General features: G+C 72.5%; 13 protein-coding genes. 5 read left to right on the top strand and 8 right to left on the bottom strand.

Annotated elements, in window-relative coordinates; genetic code table 11:
* Window positions 1–13: 13 nt before the first annotated feature.
* Window positions 14–1,351 (bottom strand): S41 family peptidase, encoded by a 1,338-nt coding sequence (locus tag WME90_RS45705; RefSeq protein ID WP_437278401.1) that lies wholly within the window; start codon window positions 1,349–1,351, stop codon window positions 14–16.
* A 381-nt stretch (window positions 1,352–1,732) separates the two neighbouring features.
* Between WME90_RS45705 and WME90_RS45700 the strand changes: the two genes are divergently transcribed.
* The 4 genes from WME90_RS45700 (at window position 1,733) to rpsT (ending at window position 4,420) form a co-directional block, all read left to right on the top strand.
* Window positions 1,733–2,320, top strand: a complete 588-nt coding sequence (locus WME90_RS45700) for an RNA polymerase sigma factor (RefSeq protein ID WP_272096404.1) — start codon at window positions 1,733–1,735, stop codon at window positions 2,318–2,320.
* The gene (locus WME90_RS45695) at window positions 2,317–3,849 is read left to right on the top strand and encodes a hypothetical protein (protein ID WP_437278400.1); all 1,533 of its coding nucleotides are present in this window, start codon (window positions 2,317–2,319) and stop codon (window positions 3,847–3,849) included. Before WME90_RS45700 ends, WME90_RS45695 begins: the two co-directional genes overlap by 4 nt.
* Window positions 3,850–3,933: 84 nt before the next feature.
* Window positions 3,934–4,122 (top strand): hypothetical protein, encoded by a 189-nt coding sequence (locus WME90_RS45690; RefSeq protein ID WP_437278399.1) that lies wholly within the window; start codon window positions 3,934–3,936, stop codon window positions 4,120–4,122.
* A gap of 13 nt (window positions 4,123–4,135) precedes the next feature.
* The gene (gene rpsT, locus WME90_RS45685; RefSeq protein WP_437278398.1) at window positions 4,136–4,420 is read left to right on the top strand and encodes a 30S ribosomal protein S20; all 285 of its coding nucleotides are present in this window, start codon (window positions 4,136–4,138) and stop codon (window positions 4,418–4,420) included.
* Window positions 4,421–4,700: 280 nt separating this feature from the next.
* On the opposite strand, the gene polA is transcribed toward rpsT, so the two are convergent.
* From polA to WME90_RS45655, 6 genes are all read right to left on the bottom strand, one after another.
* Window positions 4,701–7,403, bottom strand: a complete 2,703-nt coding sequence (polA, locus tag WME90_RS45680; protein ID WP_437278397.1) for a DNA polymerase I — start codon at window positions 7,401–7,403, stop codon at window positions 4,701–4,703.
* Between the two features lie 33 nt (window positions 7,404–7,436).
* Window positions 7,437–8,783 (bottom strand): carboxypeptidase regulatory-like domain-containing protein, encoded by a 1,347-nt coding sequence (locus WME90_RS45675; protein ID WP_437278396.1) that lies wholly within the window; start codon window positions 8,781–8,783, stop codon window positions 7,437–7,439.
* A gap of 16 nt (window positions 8,784–8,799) precedes the next feature.
* Window positions 8,800–9,006: a hypothetical protein gene (locus WME90_RS45670; RefSeq protein WP_437278395.1), complete on the bottom strand. Its 207-nt coding sequence runs from the start codon at window positions 9,004–9,006 to the stop codon at window positions 8,800–8,802.
* An 84-nt stretch (window positions 9,007–9,090) separates the two neighbouring features.
* Complete coding sequence (locus WME90_RS45665; protein ID WP_437278394.1) at window positions 9,091–11,022, bottom strand: S8 family serine peptidase; 1,932 nt, start codon at window positions 11,020–11,022, stop codon at window positions 9,091–9,093.
* A 467-nt stretch (window positions 11,023–11,489) separates the two neighbouring features.
* Window positions 11,490–13,028, bottom strand: a complete 1,539-nt coding sequence (locus WME90_RS45660; RefSeq protein ID WP_437278393.1) for an aminopeptidase P family protein — start codon at window positions 13,026–13,028, stop codon at window positions 11,490–11,492.
* A 94-nt stretch (window positions 13,029–13,122) separates the two neighbouring features.
* Window positions 13,123–13,863, bottom strand: coding sequence for an SDR family oxidoreductase (locus WME90_RS45655; protein ID WP_437278392.1), 741 nt, complete (start codon window positions 13,861–13,863; stop codon window positions 13,123–13,125).
* A gap of 105 nt (window positions 13,864–13,968) precedes the next feature.
* Between WME90_RS45655 and WME90_RS45650 the strand changes: the two genes are divergently transcribed.
* Window positions 13,969–14,817, top strand: a complete 849-nt coding sequence (locus WME90_RS45650) for a hypothetical protein (protein WP_437278391.1) — start codon at window positions 13,969–13,971, stop codon at window positions 14,815–14,817.
* Window positions 14,818–14,859: 42 nt separating this feature from the next.
* Here WME90_RS45650 and WME90_RS45645 read toward each other — a convergent pair whose 3' ends face one another.
* Window positions 14,860–15,405 (bottom strand): HdeD family acid-resistance protein, encoded by a 546-nt coding sequence (locus WME90_RS45645; RefSeq protein WP_437278390.1) that lies wholly within the window; start codon window positions 15,403–15,405, stop codon window positions 14,860–14,862.
* Window positions 15,406–15,757 lie beyond the last annotated feature (352 nt).

The following is a 15,757-nucleotide window of genomic DNA, read 5'->3' as shown; positions in this document are numbered from 1 at the left end:
CGGCGCGCGCTCCTCAGCGCTGGCGGCTCGCCGGGATGGCGCGGAGCAGCTGCTGGTATCCGACGGCGAGCGCGAAGTCGCTCCCGCGGCTCGGATCGGAGGGGATGTCGCCCTCGGGACCTCCCGCCGCGGCCGTCTCGGCGCGCTTCTCCACGAGCACGGCCCGCGGCGAGCCGTCGCGGATCGACCCCTCGGCGGGGAGGTGCCCCTCGAGATCCTGCTCGCGGAGGATGACGGCCGGGACCTGCTGCGGTGGGCTCTCGATGACGATGTCCGGGCGGATGCCCTGCGCCTGGATCGAGCGCCCGTTCGGCGTGTAGTAGCGCATCGTCGTGAGCCTCACGCCGGCGCCGCCGGGCAGCTCGTAAATGGTCTGCACCGACCCCTTGCCGAACGTCGTGGCGCCGACGATCGACGCGCGCCCGCTGTCCTGCAGGGCGCCCGCGACGAGCTCGGCGGCGCTCGCGGAGTACTCGTTCACGAGCGCGACGACGGGCAGCGAGGCGAACGCGCCTCCGTCGTGCGCCCTCGCCTCGTCGACGACCTTGTTGCGCTGGCGCGTCGAGTAGATCGTCCCCGAGGAGAGGAACTCGTCGGCCAGGGCCTCGGCCTCGTTGACGAGGCCCCCGGGGTTGTTGCGCAGGTCCAGGATCACGCCGGAGAGCGGCACCTTGGATTCGGCGCGCAGCCTGGCCGCAGCGCGGAGCATCTCTTCATGGGTGCCGTCCTGGAACTGCTTCACGCGGACGTACGCGACGTCCCGGTCGAGGCGCTTCGCCGCGATGCTCGTGACGTGGATCTGCTCCCGCGTGAGGTCGAACGAGAGCGGGTCCGGCATGCCCTGGCGGCGGATCGTGAGCTTCACCCGGGAGCCGGGCGCCCCGCGCATGATCTTCACGAGCTTGTCGAGGCGCTCGCCGCGCACGGGGCGACCGTCGATCGCGATGATCTGATCGCCGGAGCGGATGCCTGCCCGCGCCGCCGGCGAGCCCTCGATCGGCGCGATCACGGTGATGTTGTCGTCCCTCGTGTCGACCTCGATGCCGACGCCGCCGAACGTCCCGCCCGTCTCTTCCTGGAACTGGGCGAACTCCGAGGAGTTCATGTACGCCGAGTGCGGGTCGAGCTCCGCGACCATTCCCTTGATGGCGCCGTCGATGATCTTGCCGCGCTGCGCCGGCTCGACGTAGTTGTTCTCCACGAGCACGAGCACGCGCGCGAGCTGCTCGAGCGGAGCGTAGGGGCTCTGCGCCTGTGTGCTCGCGCCCGCGAGGTGCGAAGTCGCCGCCCCTCCTGCGAAGGCCGCGGCGACGAGCCCCAGGGTGCGCATCCAGCTCGAGAAGCGTTGCATCCGCCGACCATAGCAGCGGCGCGGGCGGCGGCGCGGTGCGCTGGCGACGGCCGCGCTCGTCCACACGCCTGCGCGGCCCTGTAGGCCGGCGCGCCGTGGCGGCTCTCGGCCGTGCCAACGCGGGCATATCGGCCGCCGGTCGACGAGGCAACAGGGCGCCCAAGCTCCGGGCGCATGGTTTGTCCTAAGAGAAGTGTTCGGCTATCTTCGCGCGCCTGAACGTGGAACTTGCCTCCTCATCGCCCGGCTTCGCCTTCGCGAAGCGGGGCTCGCCGCGAGGGGCTTCTCTCGCCGAGACGGTCAGCGGCCGTCGCGGGGAGGTGTTCGCGGCTGCGCTGTCGTCCGTGCGCGGGAGACAACTCGCACCCCGAGGCGGCTAGGATGGCCAAACCCACCGATCGTGAGCTCGTCGATCAAGCCCGGAGCGGAGATGCCCAGGCGTTCGGGGTGCTGGTTCGTCGATATCAGAAGCGCATCTTCCGGCTGGCGTTCCACCTTGTCCGCTCGGGCGCGGAGGCAGAGGACGTGACGCAGGAGACCTTCGTCCGGGCCTACCAGGCGCTCGACCGGTTCGACGGCCGCAGCGAGCCCTTCACCTGGCTCTACCGGATCGCCGTGAACCTCTCCCTCAACATGATCCGGGCCCGCAAGCCGAGCAAGAACTCGACCCCCGCGGACGATCCGAGGATCGAGGCGCTGCTGCTCGAGACGCGCCCGAGCCACGGCGTCGATCCGGCCGCGTCGACCCAGCGGCGCGAGCTCGCGGCCGCGCTCTGCGACGGCATCGACACGCTCTCGGACACGCTTCGGACGACGCTCATCCTCGTGTGCATCGACGGCGTGCCCCACGAGGACGCGTCCAGAATCCTGGGTTGTCCAGAAGGAACAGTCGCCTGGCGCGTCCACGAGGCGCGCCGCAAGCTCCGTGCGTACCTCGCGGAGCGCGGTTTCGGAGGGGACGCCGAATGAACGTCACCAGCAAGCTCGACCTCGACGGGATGCTCAACGATTGGCCTGCCCCCGCGCCCTCGACGAACGACGAGGAGGTGTGGGAGGCGCGGGCAGCTCACATCGTCGAGGCCGCCCTCTCCCGGCGATCGGAGGACACCGCCACGGTGGCCGATCTCCTGGCTCCCCCCGACCTCACCGCAGCGCCAGGCGAGGAGCAGGCGGGGGACCTTCCGCGCGAAGCACGCGCATCAGGAGAACACAGCACCATGGCGGACGGATCACGAGCAGGCAGGGCCTCGAAGTCTGAAGCGAGCCTGTCGGGCGGAACGGCTTCACGGCCGCCCGAGAAGAGACGTCAGTCGCTGAAGGAGATCGCCGAGCGGGTCAGTCAGGCGCCGGGGCGCGCTGGCGGTGTGCCCGGGGTGAGCGGCTCTGCGCTCTCGACGCCGCTGCCGTCCGGGCGCGGCGCGCTGACCACGCCGCTGCCGCCCTCGGGGCGCAGCTCGGCGCCGCCGGGGCGTGTGTCCCCGCTGCCGGGGCGCGGCTCGCTCTCCGGCGGCGCGCGCGCGTCGTCGCCGTCTCTTCGGTCGACGGAGGGGACGTTCGAGGACTCCGGCGTCATCGATCTGAACCGGCTCAGCGCGTCGGTGCCTCCGGAGACGGCGGCCTCGGAGAAGGCGCAGCCCGACACGGCCGATCGGCTCGGGGACGAGAGGGCCGCAGCGGAGATGCCCGCGAGGATACGCCGCGCTCCGGCCGCGCCCGTCGCCCAGGCGCCAGCGAAAAAGCGATCTGGCGGTGTGATCGCCGGCGCGGCTATCGCAGCGCTGGGCCTGGCCGCGGCGGTCACGGTCATGGTGAAGACGACGGCTCCGCCGCAGCAGGAGATCGCGGCCACGGCGTCGCCCGCGCCGACCACCGTCGCGGCGCCCGCCGCGCCGCGTGACGACACGCGGATCGAGCCGGCGGCCCCGGTTGCCGCCGCGCCGGCGGAGAGCGTTGTCGTCGAGCAACCCGTCCATGCGGAGGAGAAGGTCGCCGCGGCGCCCAAGGCGCCAGCCGCCCCCGTCGCGCCTGCGCCGACGGCCGCCGAGGCACCGGCCGCGCCCGTCGTGTCGCCGAAGCCCGAGCAGGGAAAGATCGCGGCCGCGCCGGCAGCGGCGGGCAAGTCGGGGGACCTCCCTTCGGCGATGCAGGCAGCCGTGGGCGAGAACGGGGAGCGCCAGCCATCGGTGGTATCCGAGGCGCCGGTACCGGCGTCGGGTCCGCTCCGGCAGCAGAACATCCCCGAGCAGCCGTCGCAGGGCTCGGTCCAGGCCGCGCTCGGCTCGGTCATGGGCGGCGCGAAGGCGTGTGTTGCGGGCGCGGACGACGTGTCGCGCGCGCAGATCACGTTCTCGTCGACGGGCCAGGTGAGCAAGGTCAACGTCAGCGGGTGGGCGGCGTCGAACGGCCAGTCGAGCTGCGTGCAGTCCGCGCTCAAGGGCGCCAACGTGGGACCTTTCTCCAAGCCTTCCTTCTCGGTCAGCGCGACGATCCGGCCCTAACCCGAGCCTCATCCAGGCCTCACAAAGGGCAGCCCAAACCTCCCGGTTGACACGCCCCCCTCCGTGGGTAGAATTCGCGCCCCCATGGTTTCCGCGACTCAGCAAACACAGCGCATCCGTCGGCGCAAGGCGCGCACTGCGGGCACCCGCCGCAAGCGCTCCGAGCGCGCTCACGGCACCCCCAAGTTCCCGATCCATCCGGCGGGTTACGATCAGAACGCGCCGGACGCCCTGCGCGCTGCCACGCCCGCCGAGGCGCAGGCGAAGAAGTAGGAGAGCTTTTCTCATGGCCAATCACGCATCCGCCGACAAGCGCAACCGCCAGCGCATCACGAGGACCGAGCGCAATCGCGCCGCCAAGTCGGAGCTCCGCACGACCGTCAAGAAGGCGCGCACCGCGCTGAAGGGCGTCCCGCAAGAGTCCGCCGCGCAGGTGACCGCCGCCGTGAGCGCGCTCGATCGCGCCGCGTCGAAGGGGACGATCCCGGCCAAGCGCGCGTCGCGTGTGAAGAGCCGCCTCGCCCTCGCCCTTCACAAGGCGAGCGTCGCTGCCAAGACCGCCGCGAGCTGAGAACACCCCTTCCGCACGTACGCCCCGCTCACCGCAAGGTGCAGCGGGCGTCGTCGTTTTGTCCCCAGGCCCCCGCTGCCGCCCCTCGCTGCCGTTCCACCCTCGCCGTCACGGCCACGGAGAGCGCGGCTCCGCCCCCTCTCCCCCCGACGACGCCAGCGGGCGAGCACCCGCACAGGAGACGGGTCCAGATCGGCGTTTTCGGCGCGGAGGCGTACTCCTGTACGCCGAGCACCGAAAACGCCGAGATGGCCCCGTATCCGAAGCGGGTGCCCGCCCCTCAATGAGCGTCGGCCCAGGTGGGTCCGTGGCCGATGTCGACGACGAGCGGGACGTCGAGGGGGAAGACCGACTCCATCGCCTCGCGTACCTTCGCCTTGGCCTCGTCCACCGCGTCGGCCGGCACCTCGAACGCGAGCTCGTCGTGCACCGTGAGCACCATGCGCGCGCCGGGGACGACGGGGCGCGGGACGCGCACCATCGCGAGCTTCAGGAGATCCGCCGCCGTCCCCTGGATGGGGGTGTTCTGCGCGATGCGCTCCGCCTGAGCGCGGCGCATGCGGTCGCTGCTGCGCAGATCCGGGAGCAAGCGGCGCCGGCCGAGCAGCGTCCGCACCGACTCGGAGCGCTTCGCCTCCGCCATCGTCCCCTCCATGAACTCGTGCACGCCGCGGTAGCGCGCAAAGTACGCGTCGATGAAGCGCGCCGCCTCCGCGCGCGAGATGTCGAGCCGCTTGGCGAGCGCCGACTCGCCCATCCCGTAGATCACGCCGAAGTTGATCGTCTTGCTCCGGCGGCGCATCTCGTCGGTGACCCCTGCCTCGTCCACGCCGAAGATCTCCATCGCCGTGCGCACGTGCACGTCTTGCCCGGTGCGGAAGGCGTCGACGAGCACCGGATCCTTCGAGAGGTGCGCGAGGACGCGCAGCTCGATCTGGGAGTAGTCGGCGCTCACGATGACGCTCCCGGGCGGCGCGACGAACGCGCGCCGGATCATCCGGCCGAGCTCCGTGCGGATCGGGATGTTCTGCAGGTTCGGGTCCTGCGACGAGAGCCGACCGGTCGCGGCCACGGCCTGGCTCCAGCGCGTGTGGATCCGGCCCGTGCCCGGGTGCACGAGGCGCGGCAGCGCGTCGACGTACGTCCCCTTGAGCTTGGCGATGGCGCGGTGCTCCAGGACCACCCCGGGGAAGGGGTGATCCTCCGAGAGCGCCTCGAGCACGTCGGCGTCGGTCGAGCGGCCGGTCTTGGTCTTGCGCTGGGAGCGCAGCTTGAGCTCATCGAACAGGACCGCCTCGAGCTGCTTCGGCGACGCCAGGTTGATGTCGTGCCCCACGATCTCGCGCGCCTTCTGCTCCAGCGCGGCGAGCTCGGTCGTCATCTGCGCGCCGAGCTGCGCGAGCGCCTGCGGGTCGACAAGCACGCCCGTGAGCTCCATCTCCGCGAGCACGGCGGAGAGCGGAAGCTCGATCTGCACGAGCAGGTCCTCGAGCCGCTCCGTGCGGAGCCGCGGGCGCAGCCGGTCGGTGAGGGTGAGCGCGACGTCGGCGAACGCGGCCCCGTAGCTCGAGGCCTCGCCGAGCTCGATCTCGTCGAGGGCGCGCTGCGCCTGCCCGCGGCGCTTCGGGGCCACCTCGTCGAGGGTCTGCATCTTGGCGCCGAGCTCGCGCTCGGCGAGCTCGTGGATCTGGTTCTTCCCCTCGGGATCGAGCAGGTAGCTCGCGAGCATCGTGTCGAAGGCGACGCCCACGAGCCCGATGCGGTGCCGCAGGAGGATCACCTCGCAGAACTTGACGTCGTGACCGACCTTCGGGAGCTCGGGGTCGGCGAACAGCGGGCCCATCACCGCGTCGATGTCGCTCATCGAGAGCTGGGCCGGCGCGCCGAGGTACCGGTGGCCCAGCGGGACGTACACGGCTTGCCCCGGCTCGCAGGCGAGCGCGACGCCGCAGACGTGAGCGCTCATCGGCTCGCGGCTCGTCGCCAGCACGTCGAGGGCGAGGCGCCCCGCCGCGCGCGCCGACCTGGCGAAGCCCTCCAGCTCCTCACGCGTCGTGAGGACCCGGTAGGTCGCCGCGCGCGCGGTCGGCTCTGGCGCGCGGACCGCCTTCAGGAAGCGCGAGAAGCCGAGCTCCGTGAAGAGCTCCCGGAGCCTGCCGGTGTCCGCGCCGCCGTAGCGCAGCGTCTCGAGATCGAGCGATACGGGCGCGCCGCCGTCGAGCGTCACGAGCTTCTGCGAGAGGCGCGCGTCGGCCTCGTTCTGCTGGAGCGACTCCCGGATGCGAGGCTTCTTGACCTCGTCGAGGCGCTCGTAGATCGCCGACAGCGAGCCGAACTGCGCGAGCAGCTCGGCGGCCGTCTTCAAGCCCACGCCGGGGACGCCGGGGACGTTGTCCGAGCTGTCGCCGACGAGCGCGAGCAGATCGCGCACCTGCTCCGGCGGAACCCCGAACTTCGCGACGACCTCGGGGTGCCCGTAGACCTTGTCGCGCATCGCGTCCCAGAGCATCACCTGCTCGCCGTCGACGAGCTGCATGAGATCCTTGTCGCTCGACGCGATGACGACGCGCAGCCCGCGCTCCTTGGCCCGCGCGACGGCGACGGCGACGAGATCGTCCGCCTCGAGCCCCTCCTGGATGAAGATCGGGATGCGGTACGCCTCGACGATCTCCCGGCACCGGCTCATCTGCACGCCGAGGTCGGGCGGCGGCGGGGGCCGGTGCGCCTTGTAGCGAGGATCGAGATCGTCGCGGAACGTCTTGCCCGGCGAGTCCATCGCCACGCCCAGGTACGCGGGCTTCCGCTCGTCCACGAGCTTCGTGAGCATCGCGACGGTGCCGTACGTCGCGTGGGTCGGCTCGCCGCTCGGGCTCGAGAGGGGGCTGATCGCGTGGTAGGCGCGGAAGACGTAGCCGGACAGGTCGACGAGGTAGAGGACGTCCGGAGCTCCGGCCGGGGGAAGCGCGGTAGGGCGCGAGGACATGGACGCACCCTTAGCACCTCGGCGCGCGGCCGTTCACCGAACCACGACGTCGCGCCGGATCGTCATGTCGAGGGTGCGCCCCTCCCGCTCCACGCCGACGGTGACGACCGTCCCCGCCGGGCCGCGGAGGCGCTGGATGCAGTCGGCGAGCTCTAGCTCCGCCGTGGATCGACCGTCGATGCGGGCGATGACGTCGCCACCCATGAGCCCGGCGGACGCGGCGGGTCCTCCCTCGACGACGCCCGCGATGATCACGCGGCCCGAGGAGAGCGAGAGCATCGCGCCGATGCCCGTGAGCTCCTCGCGCGCCCCGCCGTCGTCCAGCTGGCGGAGCTCGACGTCGACGCGCGTCGACCGCGCGCCGCGCGCGTCGAGGCCGGACACGATCTTGGCCATGTACTGCTGGTGGCGCACGCGCACCGAGAACGGGCCGCTCGCCGGCACGCCTTCGAGCTCGTAGTCGCCGTTCGCGTCGGTGAGCGCGAGCGAGATCGCGTTCGCGCCCGACGAGGTCGCGGAGTCGAGCTCGATCTGGGCCTCGACGACCGGCGCGCGCGACGCGGCGTCGACGACCCTGCCCCTCAGCGTCGCGCCCTGCGGCAGCACGATCCGCACGCGCTCGGCGGCGCGGCCCGCCTGGACGTCGACGGCCCGGCTCCGCGCAGGCGGGCGTCCGTCCGAGCTCGCCGTCAGCACGTAGCGGCCCGGCGCGAGCGCATCCAACCGGAACGCGCCGCCCGGATCCGACACCTTGCGCGCGCGGCCGTTCACGTTCGCGTGTGCGCCGGACCCGGCCGGCGTGAACGACTCGATCGCCAGGAGATACGCCTCGATGGGCCTGCCCGATGGATCCACGACCTCGCCCACGATCGCGCCCGCGGCGAGCAGGCGAAGGACGTTGTCGCGGTCCGCGGCGACGCGCGTCGGCTCGGCGTCGCCGTACGGCTGCTGCGCCGCGGTGGCGGTGCAGCCGTCGGCCTCGTGCGGCAGCTCGAAGCGCCCGTCGGCGTCGGCGCCGGCCGATATGCCTGGCGGTTCGCGGCAGCTGACCACGGCGCCGGCGCTGGGGTGGCCCTCCGGATCGAGCACGACGCCGCGGACCGGCCCCACGCTCGCGGCCGTGACCTCGCGCGGCGGCGGTGGCGGCGTCGTCGTAGTCGGCGGCGTCGGCGGCGTCTCGACCTCGCGCGGCGCCGTGAGCTCCGGCTGCGGCGGTGGGGGGAGCAGCGCCGCGGCCGGCTCGCGCCGGGCTGGCATCACGGGGCCGGGGCGCGGCAGCAGCAACCAGCCGAGGAACGGCACGACGAGCAGCGCGACGGAGAGCAGCGCGGCGGAGAGCCAGGCCCTCCGCTGCGCGCCTGCCGTCCCGATGTCCGCCATGCCATCCTCCGCCGGTTCAGCGGCCGGCGTCGGCCTGGTCCGCGGACCCCTCGCCCGCGCCTTCAGGGCTCGCGTTCGGGTCGGCCGGACCGTCCGGCGACGCCTCGTCCGTGGGACCGAGCGCGGGCCCCCGGGGCTCGGCTGGCCACGGCGTCTCGCTGGAGGATCCGCCGCACGCTCCGAGGAGCAGCGTGAAAGGTAGGAGCAGGGTGCCGGGCCGCATTGCCGGCATCCTAGCTCGTTTTTGCAGGGTGGTCATGACGACCGGGCGCTCCACCCGGCCGCGAAGCGGGCGCTGCGGGAGCGCTCAGCGCGTGGACAGGTTCGTCCGGGCGATCCAGAGGCAGGCTGCGGCGTTGACCGCGCACCATACGACGAGGGCCATCCGGCCGAAGGGGCCGGCGGCCTCACCGAGCAGGACGACCGAGGTGAGGTAAGCCGCCGTGCCCACGGCGAAGCCCGCGATCGCTGGCCGGAGCCTCTTCACGCCGAAGAATATCGCGGTGAGGCCCGCCGGAACGAGCGCGTTGGCGAGCGGCAGCCAGCGGTGGACCGACGCGCCCATCAGCAGGTCGAGGTCGGCGATCGGCCGGGCCAGCACGTCGACGGCGAGATCCACGCGCGGCAAGAGCCACGGCGCGAAGAAGAACAGCCCCGGCCCTGCCGCCAGCGCCGGGAGGAGGAAGCTCGCCCTCCACGGGCTCGTGGCGCTCGCGTCCTTCTTGCGGGCGCGGCGCGCGACCCACATCGCGAGCACCAGCAGCGAGAGCAGCCGCACGACGATGTGGCTCTGCGTCACGCGCGCGACCGAGCTCGCGGCGTCGAGGACGCCGGCCCCGTAGAGGAGCTTGCCGCTGTCGGAGTCGTCGACGACGCGCGCGCCTGCGCGGATCGCGTCCTCGACCGCGCGCGGCTCCGACACGCCGAGGCTCACGAGCAGCGCCGCCGCGCCGGCCACGTGGGGCGCGGCCATCGAGGTGCCGCTGTACGCGGAGTAATTCTGGCAACTGTCGCGACCGCGGTTGCAGATGGTCTGCTGGGTGACGTTCACCCCGGGGGCCGCGACGTCGACGCCCTGGCCGCGCGAGGAGAACCTCGCGATCTTGTCGTTCGCGTCGGTGGCGCTCACGCCGATGACGCCATCGGACGCGCCCGGGAACTGCACGCGCCCGCCCGTGTTTCCGGCCGCCGCGACGACGACCGCGCCATGCGCGATCGCGTCGTCGATCGCGCTCTGGAGCACCTTGGAGTTGCGCGGGCCGCCGAGGCTCAGGTTGATGACGTGGGCGCCGTGCTCCGCGGCCCATCGGATGCCGTCGGCCACGTCGGCGGTCGTGCCCCAGCCGCTCTCGTTCAGCACCTTGACCGGCATCAGCCGCGCGTGGAACGCGAGCCCCGCGGCGCCGAGGCCGTTGTTTGTCGACTGCGCGATCGTGCCCGCGACGTGCGTGCCGTGTCCCTGGTCGTCGTTCGCGTGGGTCGTCTTTGTGATGAAGTTCCATCCCTCCACGCACTCGGTCGAGGCCAGGTCGGTCCCCTTCTTGAAGGGCCCGTAGTCCTCGCACGCGATGCCCGTGTCGACCACGGCGACGGTGACGCCGCGGCCGGAGGCGAAGTCCCACGCGCGCTCGGCGCCCACGCGCGCCATGTGCCACTGGTCCTTCAGCAGCGGGTCGTTCGCGACGAACGAAGCGCGCACCCAGGCGAGCGGCTCCGCCGCCTCGACCCGTGGATCGTGCGCGAGCCGCTCGAGCGTGGCGCTGACCGGCCCGTCCACCGTGGCGATCTGGATCCGGGTCTCGGAGGCGAGCGCCGTCGGGATCACGCGCAGCGAGAAGTCGCGCACGAGGTCCGCGAGCGACGCGTCGTCGAGGTCGTCGCGCGCGTCGACGACGATCTGCCCGGGGATGTCGTAGCTGGTCTCGTCGAGCTCGGAGGTCATGCCGTGCAGCGGCTCGCCCGCGGTCGCGACCGGCTCATGCAGGATGTTCAGGCCGTTCCGCGACGGGCCGACGTCGACGGGCAGCGCGGGATTGACGTAGTCGGGAAGGCGGGGCTCGAGCATCCCCGGCGAGCGCGCCGCGAGGACGGCCCCTGCGCCACGGCCGTTCCCGTCGTCGGCCACGGCCGTGCCCGACGCGGCGACCAGCGCGGTCGCGGCGAGCAGCGACGTCGCGAGCGCGCGTCCGGTTGGGAGATGAGCGGTCCCTGGCCAACGCTGAAGGCGAGACTTGTGCATGCGGGTCTCCTCATCGGCAGGGTAGCGCCGCCGCCCGCGAGCAGCCATCGCTCTGGCGTCTCGCACCGAGCCCGTTGCGTCCGTGCGCCAGCCCCCGCTCACATCTGTCGTCGTGTCCGGATGGCATCAACCGACATCCGCGACCGCGGACTTCCTGGAACCACAAGACACCGTCACAAGGCCGAGCTCGCCCGACCGGCCTCCCGAAGGAGCCGCCGGTGGCGGGTGGAGCCGCGCGGGAGGGCGGCGGGGGTGGGCCCCACAAACCCGAGCGCCGGCCCGCATCGGAGCGAGTCGCCCCCAGCCCCACCCCACCCTCATGTATGGCAATAGCCCCCCAAAAGGCGCGAGTTTGTGGGGGGACCCCCGCCGCCCTCCCGCGCGGCTCCACCCGCCACCGGCGGCCCCTGCCTCTCAGGGCGCCCTCCTGCGCGTTCCGTGGGCCGGTCCCCCGCCCGCCGTTCAGCTCACTTCGGCGTGGCCCAGAGTCCCGCCATCCACGCTTCGACGTCGCTCACGGAGCTTGGGATATCGCTCGACAGGTTCCGATGCCCCGTCTCCGTGACGAGGATGTCGTCCTCGATGCGCACCCCGATGCCGCGGTACCTGACCGGGACGGTCTCGTCGTCGAGCTGGAAATACAGGCCCGGCTCGACCGTGAGCACCATGCCCGGCTTGAGCTTGCCGAACTTGTAGACCTGCTGCCGCGCCTGCGCGCAGTCGTGCACGTCGAGGCCCAGCATGTGGCTCACGTTGTGGAGCGAATACCGGCGGTAGAGCTGCTTGTCGTCCTTGAGCGCCTCCTCGGCGGAGACATGGAGGATGCCGAGCCGCTCGAGCCCCCGGGCGAGCACCCGCATCGCCGTGCGGTTCGGCTCCATGAAGTCGTTGCCCGGCTTCACCTCGCGGATCGCCGCCTCCTGCGCCTCGAGCACGAGCTCGTAGATCTCGCGCTGCTCCTGGGAGAACTTCCCGTTGATCGGCAGGGTCCGGGTGATGTCGGCCGTGTAGAGCGCGTTGCCCTCGACGCCTGCGTCGACAAGGAGGAGCTTGCCCGGCTCGAGCGCGCCGTCGTTCCTCGTCCAGTGCAGGATGCACGCGTGGTGGCCCGACGCCGCGATGGTCCCGTAGCCGACGTCGTTGCCCTCGACCCGGGCGCGCAGGTTGAAGGTGCCCTCCACCTCTCGCTCGCTCCGCGCGCGTGGGAGCGCGCGGATGACGTCCTCGAAGCCCCGCTTCGTCGACGCGACGACCGCCTCGAGCTCCTGCACCTCGAGGGCGTCCTTGAGGAGGCGCATCTCCGAGAGCGCCTCGCCGAGCTGCTTGTCGCGATCGTGCTTGGCGAGGGCCTTGTCGACGCGCTCCGACATGCCGCGGAGCGCGCGGTGGGGGCGCGTCACCGTGCCGACGAGACCGCTCAGGTACGCGTCCAGCTCGGAGAGCCCGCGGCACTCGTCGACGCCGAAGTGCGCGCGGCTCTGCTCGACGCCGAGGCGAGGGCCCACCCAGAGCTCGCCCTTCGCGCGATCGGTGAAGAACGTCTTGTCGCTGCGCCCGGGGTTCGGCTCGACGAAGAGGATGTCCCGGTGCCCGCCCCCCTCCTGCGGCTGCAGCACGAGCACGCAGTCAGGCTCGAGGTTGCCCGTCAGGTAGAAGAAGTCCGAGCCCGGACGAAAGCGGTAGTGTGTGTCGTTGGCACGCACCTTCTCGTGCCCCGTCGGGATGATGAGCGTCTCCGCCGGGAAGAGCTTCGACAGGGCGCGGCGGCGGGCAGCGAACACGTCCGCGTGCGCGATCGGCCGAGGGAGCTCGCTGGACGCCGGCGCCCAGCGCTCCAGCATGAACGCGATCAGCGCCTCCGGCAGCGTCGAGTCGTGGCTCGCCGGCTTGGCCTCGGCGCCGGCAACCGCAGCCGCGGGCGCCTCGGCCGGGCCGCTGCCGGTGGGCGCGCTGTGGGCAGGATCTGCCGGGAGGGGGGCGGCGCTGGTCTCGGGCGTGTGGCTCATGAGGCCCGAACTATGGGTCGATCGGGCGCGGTCGTTCAAGGCAAAGCGCGCCCTTCACGCTCACGCGCATCGACCCGTGCGGGCAGGCAGCGCGTCACGCGACCGAGGCGCCGCCGTCGACGGCGAGGATCTGGCCGGTGACGAAGTCGTTTTCAGCAAGGAACACCACGGCGCGGGCGACGTCTTCCGCCTCGCCGATACGCTGGAGCGGGATCCTCTCGCGGATGCGAGCGAGCGTGGCCTCGTCGTAGGAGGACGGCGGCAGGACCGTCCCGGGTGCGACGCCGTTGACGCGCACGTCCGGCGCCAGCCCCACGGCGAGGCCGCGGACCAGGTGCGCGAGCGCGGCCTTCGATACGGAGTAAGGGATGTAATTCCTCCACGGGCGCTCGGCGCTCACGCAGACCACCGCGACGACGCTGCCGCGGCAGGCGCGGAGCGCCGGGGCGAGCTCGAGCGTGAGCAGGTACGGCGCGGTCGCGTTGAGCGCCATGGCGCGATCCCACGCGTCGGCGGAGAGCTCGGCCGGCGGGACCCGATCGAAGTTCGCCGCGTTGTGGACCAGGAGATCGAGCCGGCCGGACGACCAGTCGAGCACCGCGCGAGCGAGCGCGGCGACCGCCTCCCGGTCGTAGAGATCCGCCTGGAACGCGGCGGCGCGACGGCCGAGGGAGCGCGCCTCGTCGACGACGAGGTCCGCGCCGGCGCCGCTCGTGGCGTAGTGGACGGCCAGGTCGGCGCCGGCGGCCGCGAGCGCGCGGGCCGTCGCGGCGCCGAGGCGGGTGCCGGCGCCGGTCACGAGAGCGGTACGGCCGGTCAGGGGAGCATGGGGCATGGGAAGGTGTGTAGCCGATGGGAGGCCCCGCGCGTCGAGATGGCCGGCGCCGCGCGCCGCCGTTTTTTTCGCCCGCGCCACGCGCCATGGCACGCTGGCCCGGCTTTGCCGACGCCTCCGACACGCCGAGCAGCCGCACAGGAACGCTCCCTGGAGCCGCCGCGCCGCCTGCGCGCCCTCGCCGCGGCGCTGCTATTCGCGGCCGGATGTACGGATCGGCTCGAGGCCATCGATCTGCCCAGCATCGGCCTGCCGGGCCTCGATCCGCCTGGCACGAGCGCCCCCGCGGCGCCGGCGAGCGCCGCGCCGCGGGCCACGAGCGCGCCGCACGCCGCCGGGGCAGCGAGCGCGGCGCCGCGCGCCGCCGCGGCGGCGACCCGGTCCGAGTGCGACGAGCTGCCGTCGGAGGAGGAGGAGCGGCGCGCGCAGCTGCCGCCCCTGACGGCGCTCGGGAAGGCCGTGCCCACGGAGCCGTGGGCTCCGCCGCCGTACGAGGTGCTCCCGGGCGTGACGCTCCCTGCGAAGATCGCCGCGAAGCTCGAGCGGATCGACCAGGGGTACGCGCGGCGCACGCGTGAGCACCTCGTGATCACGAGCGGGACACGCGACGCGAACCGCCAGGCCAGGGCGATGTTCACGAAGCTCAGGCTCGGCGAGGATCTCCTCCAGCTCTACCGGAACAAGGCGGCTGTCCAGGAGATCAAGAAGGCGTATCAGGCGAACTCCCGCAAGCCGCCGGAGCAGGTGGTGGCCGCCATGGAGGCCGTCATCCAGGACCAGATCGACCGGGGGATCTACGTCTCCGCGCACCTGCGCAGAGGCGCCGTGGACGTGCGCAACAGGACCATGTCGGCGAAGGAGAAACGCGCGTTCCTCGAGAGCGCCGCCGAGGTGGGGGGCGTCCTGGTGCTCGAGGAGACGACGCCCGCGCACTACCACCTGCAGATCGATTGACGGGCGCACTCCGCTCCATGGCGCCCCGCCGACCGCCGGGCGTCAGGGGACGCGCAGCGGCACGGCCGCGCTCCCCGCGCGGCGCAGGCGCACCGAGAGCCCGAGGAGCATCACGCCCTCGGCGATCGCGAACGCACCGATGAACCAGCTGAGCGCCAGCACGCCGGCCGCCGGGAGCGCCACCATGAGGACGCCGAAGATCACGGAGGCGACGCCGCTCAGCCCGAGCCAGAGCTCATTGGCGATCACGTGCCGGAGCTTCACCGCGCTGACGATCTTGAAGATGCCCATCACGATGGCCCACGCAGCGATCACTCCATAGAGCGTGACCGCGGTGATCATGGGCCGCCAGAACGTCAGCACCGCGATCGCGACGCCGAAGATGCCCTCGACCACGGAATACACGCCGCCGCGGCCGCTGATCGCGGACGCGAACGCGGCGCAGCCGTCGAACAACGCCCACACGCCGAACAGCAGGACGAGCGTGGCGATCGACGGGAGAGGCCACACGAAGAACAACACCCCGAAGAGGATCCCGAGCACACCCCTAAGGGCCAGCAGCCACCAGTACCGTCCCAGCGATTCCATGCCTCACCCCTCCTCTGGCACCCACGTCGCTCACATCCGGCGGATGCGCGCGGCTCGTGCGCGGCGCGCATCCCCCCTCGCGCGCGGAGCGCTGTGCCGCTCTTGCCCGCGCGGAGTCACGCTGCTCGGGCTGGATGCACGTCCCCTGCCCGACCGCGGCGAGCGAGCTGCTCAGCGGCCTCGGGCAGGCGAGCCCATCGAACGTTGAGCGCTGGCACCCGCCCCGGGAGCGCCGGTGCTCGCCCCCGGACCGGCGCGCGGCGGCCCGACGCGCGGTGGCAGCAACGCCCGGTCATCGACCGGCACGCCGCCGCGGCCGCGCGGCATCATCCTCGAATCATCCTCGATCGCC

Source organism: Sorangium sp. So ce375, assembly GCF_051473855.1.
GTDB lineage: Bacteria > Myxococcota_A > Polyangia > Polyangiales > Polyangiaceae > Sorangium.
The sequence above is the reverse complement of the archived record's forward strand: the minus strand, read 5'-3'. Positions and strand labels throughout refer to the sequence as shown.

Coding starts and splice junctions, on each gene's coding strand:
- WME90_RS45705 (WP_437278401.1), bottom strand. CDS start 1,351: ATGCAACGCTTCTCGAGCTGGATGCGCACCCTGGGGCTCGTCGCCGCG.
- WME90_RS45700 (WP_272096404.1), top strand. CDS start 1,733: ATGGCCAAACCCACCGATCGTGAGCTCGTCGATCAAGCCCGGAGCGGA.
- WME90_RS45695 (WP_437278400.1), top strand. CDS start 2,317: ATGAACGTCACCAGCAAGCTCGACCTCGACGGGATGCTCAACGATTGG.
- WME90_RS45690 (WP_437278399.1), top strand. CDS start 3,934: ATGGTTTCCGCGACTCAGCAAACACAGCGCATCCGTCGGCGCAAGGCG.
- rpsT (WP_437278398.1), top strand. CDS start 4,136: ATGGCCAATCACGCATCCGCCGACAAGCGCAACCGCCAGCGCATCACG.
- polA (WP_437278397.1), bottom strand. CDS start 7,403: ATGTCCTCGCGCCCTACCGCGCTTCCCCCGGCCGGAGCTCCGGACGTC.
- WME90_RS45675 (WP_437278396.1), bottom strand. CDS start 8,783: ATGGCGGACATCGGGACGGCAGGCGCGCAGCGGAGGGCCTGGCTCTCC.
- WME90_RS45670 (WP_437278395.1), bottom strand. CDS start 9,006: ATGCGGCCCGGCACCCTGCTCCTACCTTTCACGCTGCTCCTCGGAGCG.
- WME90_RS45665 (WP_437278394.1), bottom strand. CDS start 11,022: ATGCACAAGTCTCGCCTTCAGCGTTGGCCAGGGACCGCTCATCTCCCA.
- WME90_RS45660 (WP_437278393.1), bottom strand. CDS start 13,028: ATGAGCCACACGCCCGAGACCAGCGCCGCCCCCCTCCCGGCAGATCCT.
- WME90_RS45655 (WP_437278392.1), bottom strand. CDS start 13,863: ATGCCCCATGCTCCCCTGACCGGCCGTACCGCTCTCGTGACCGGCGCC.
- WME90_RS45645 (WP_437278390.1), bottom strand. CDS start 15,405: ATGGAATCGCTGGGACGGTACTGGTGGCTGCTGGCCCTTAGGGGTGTG.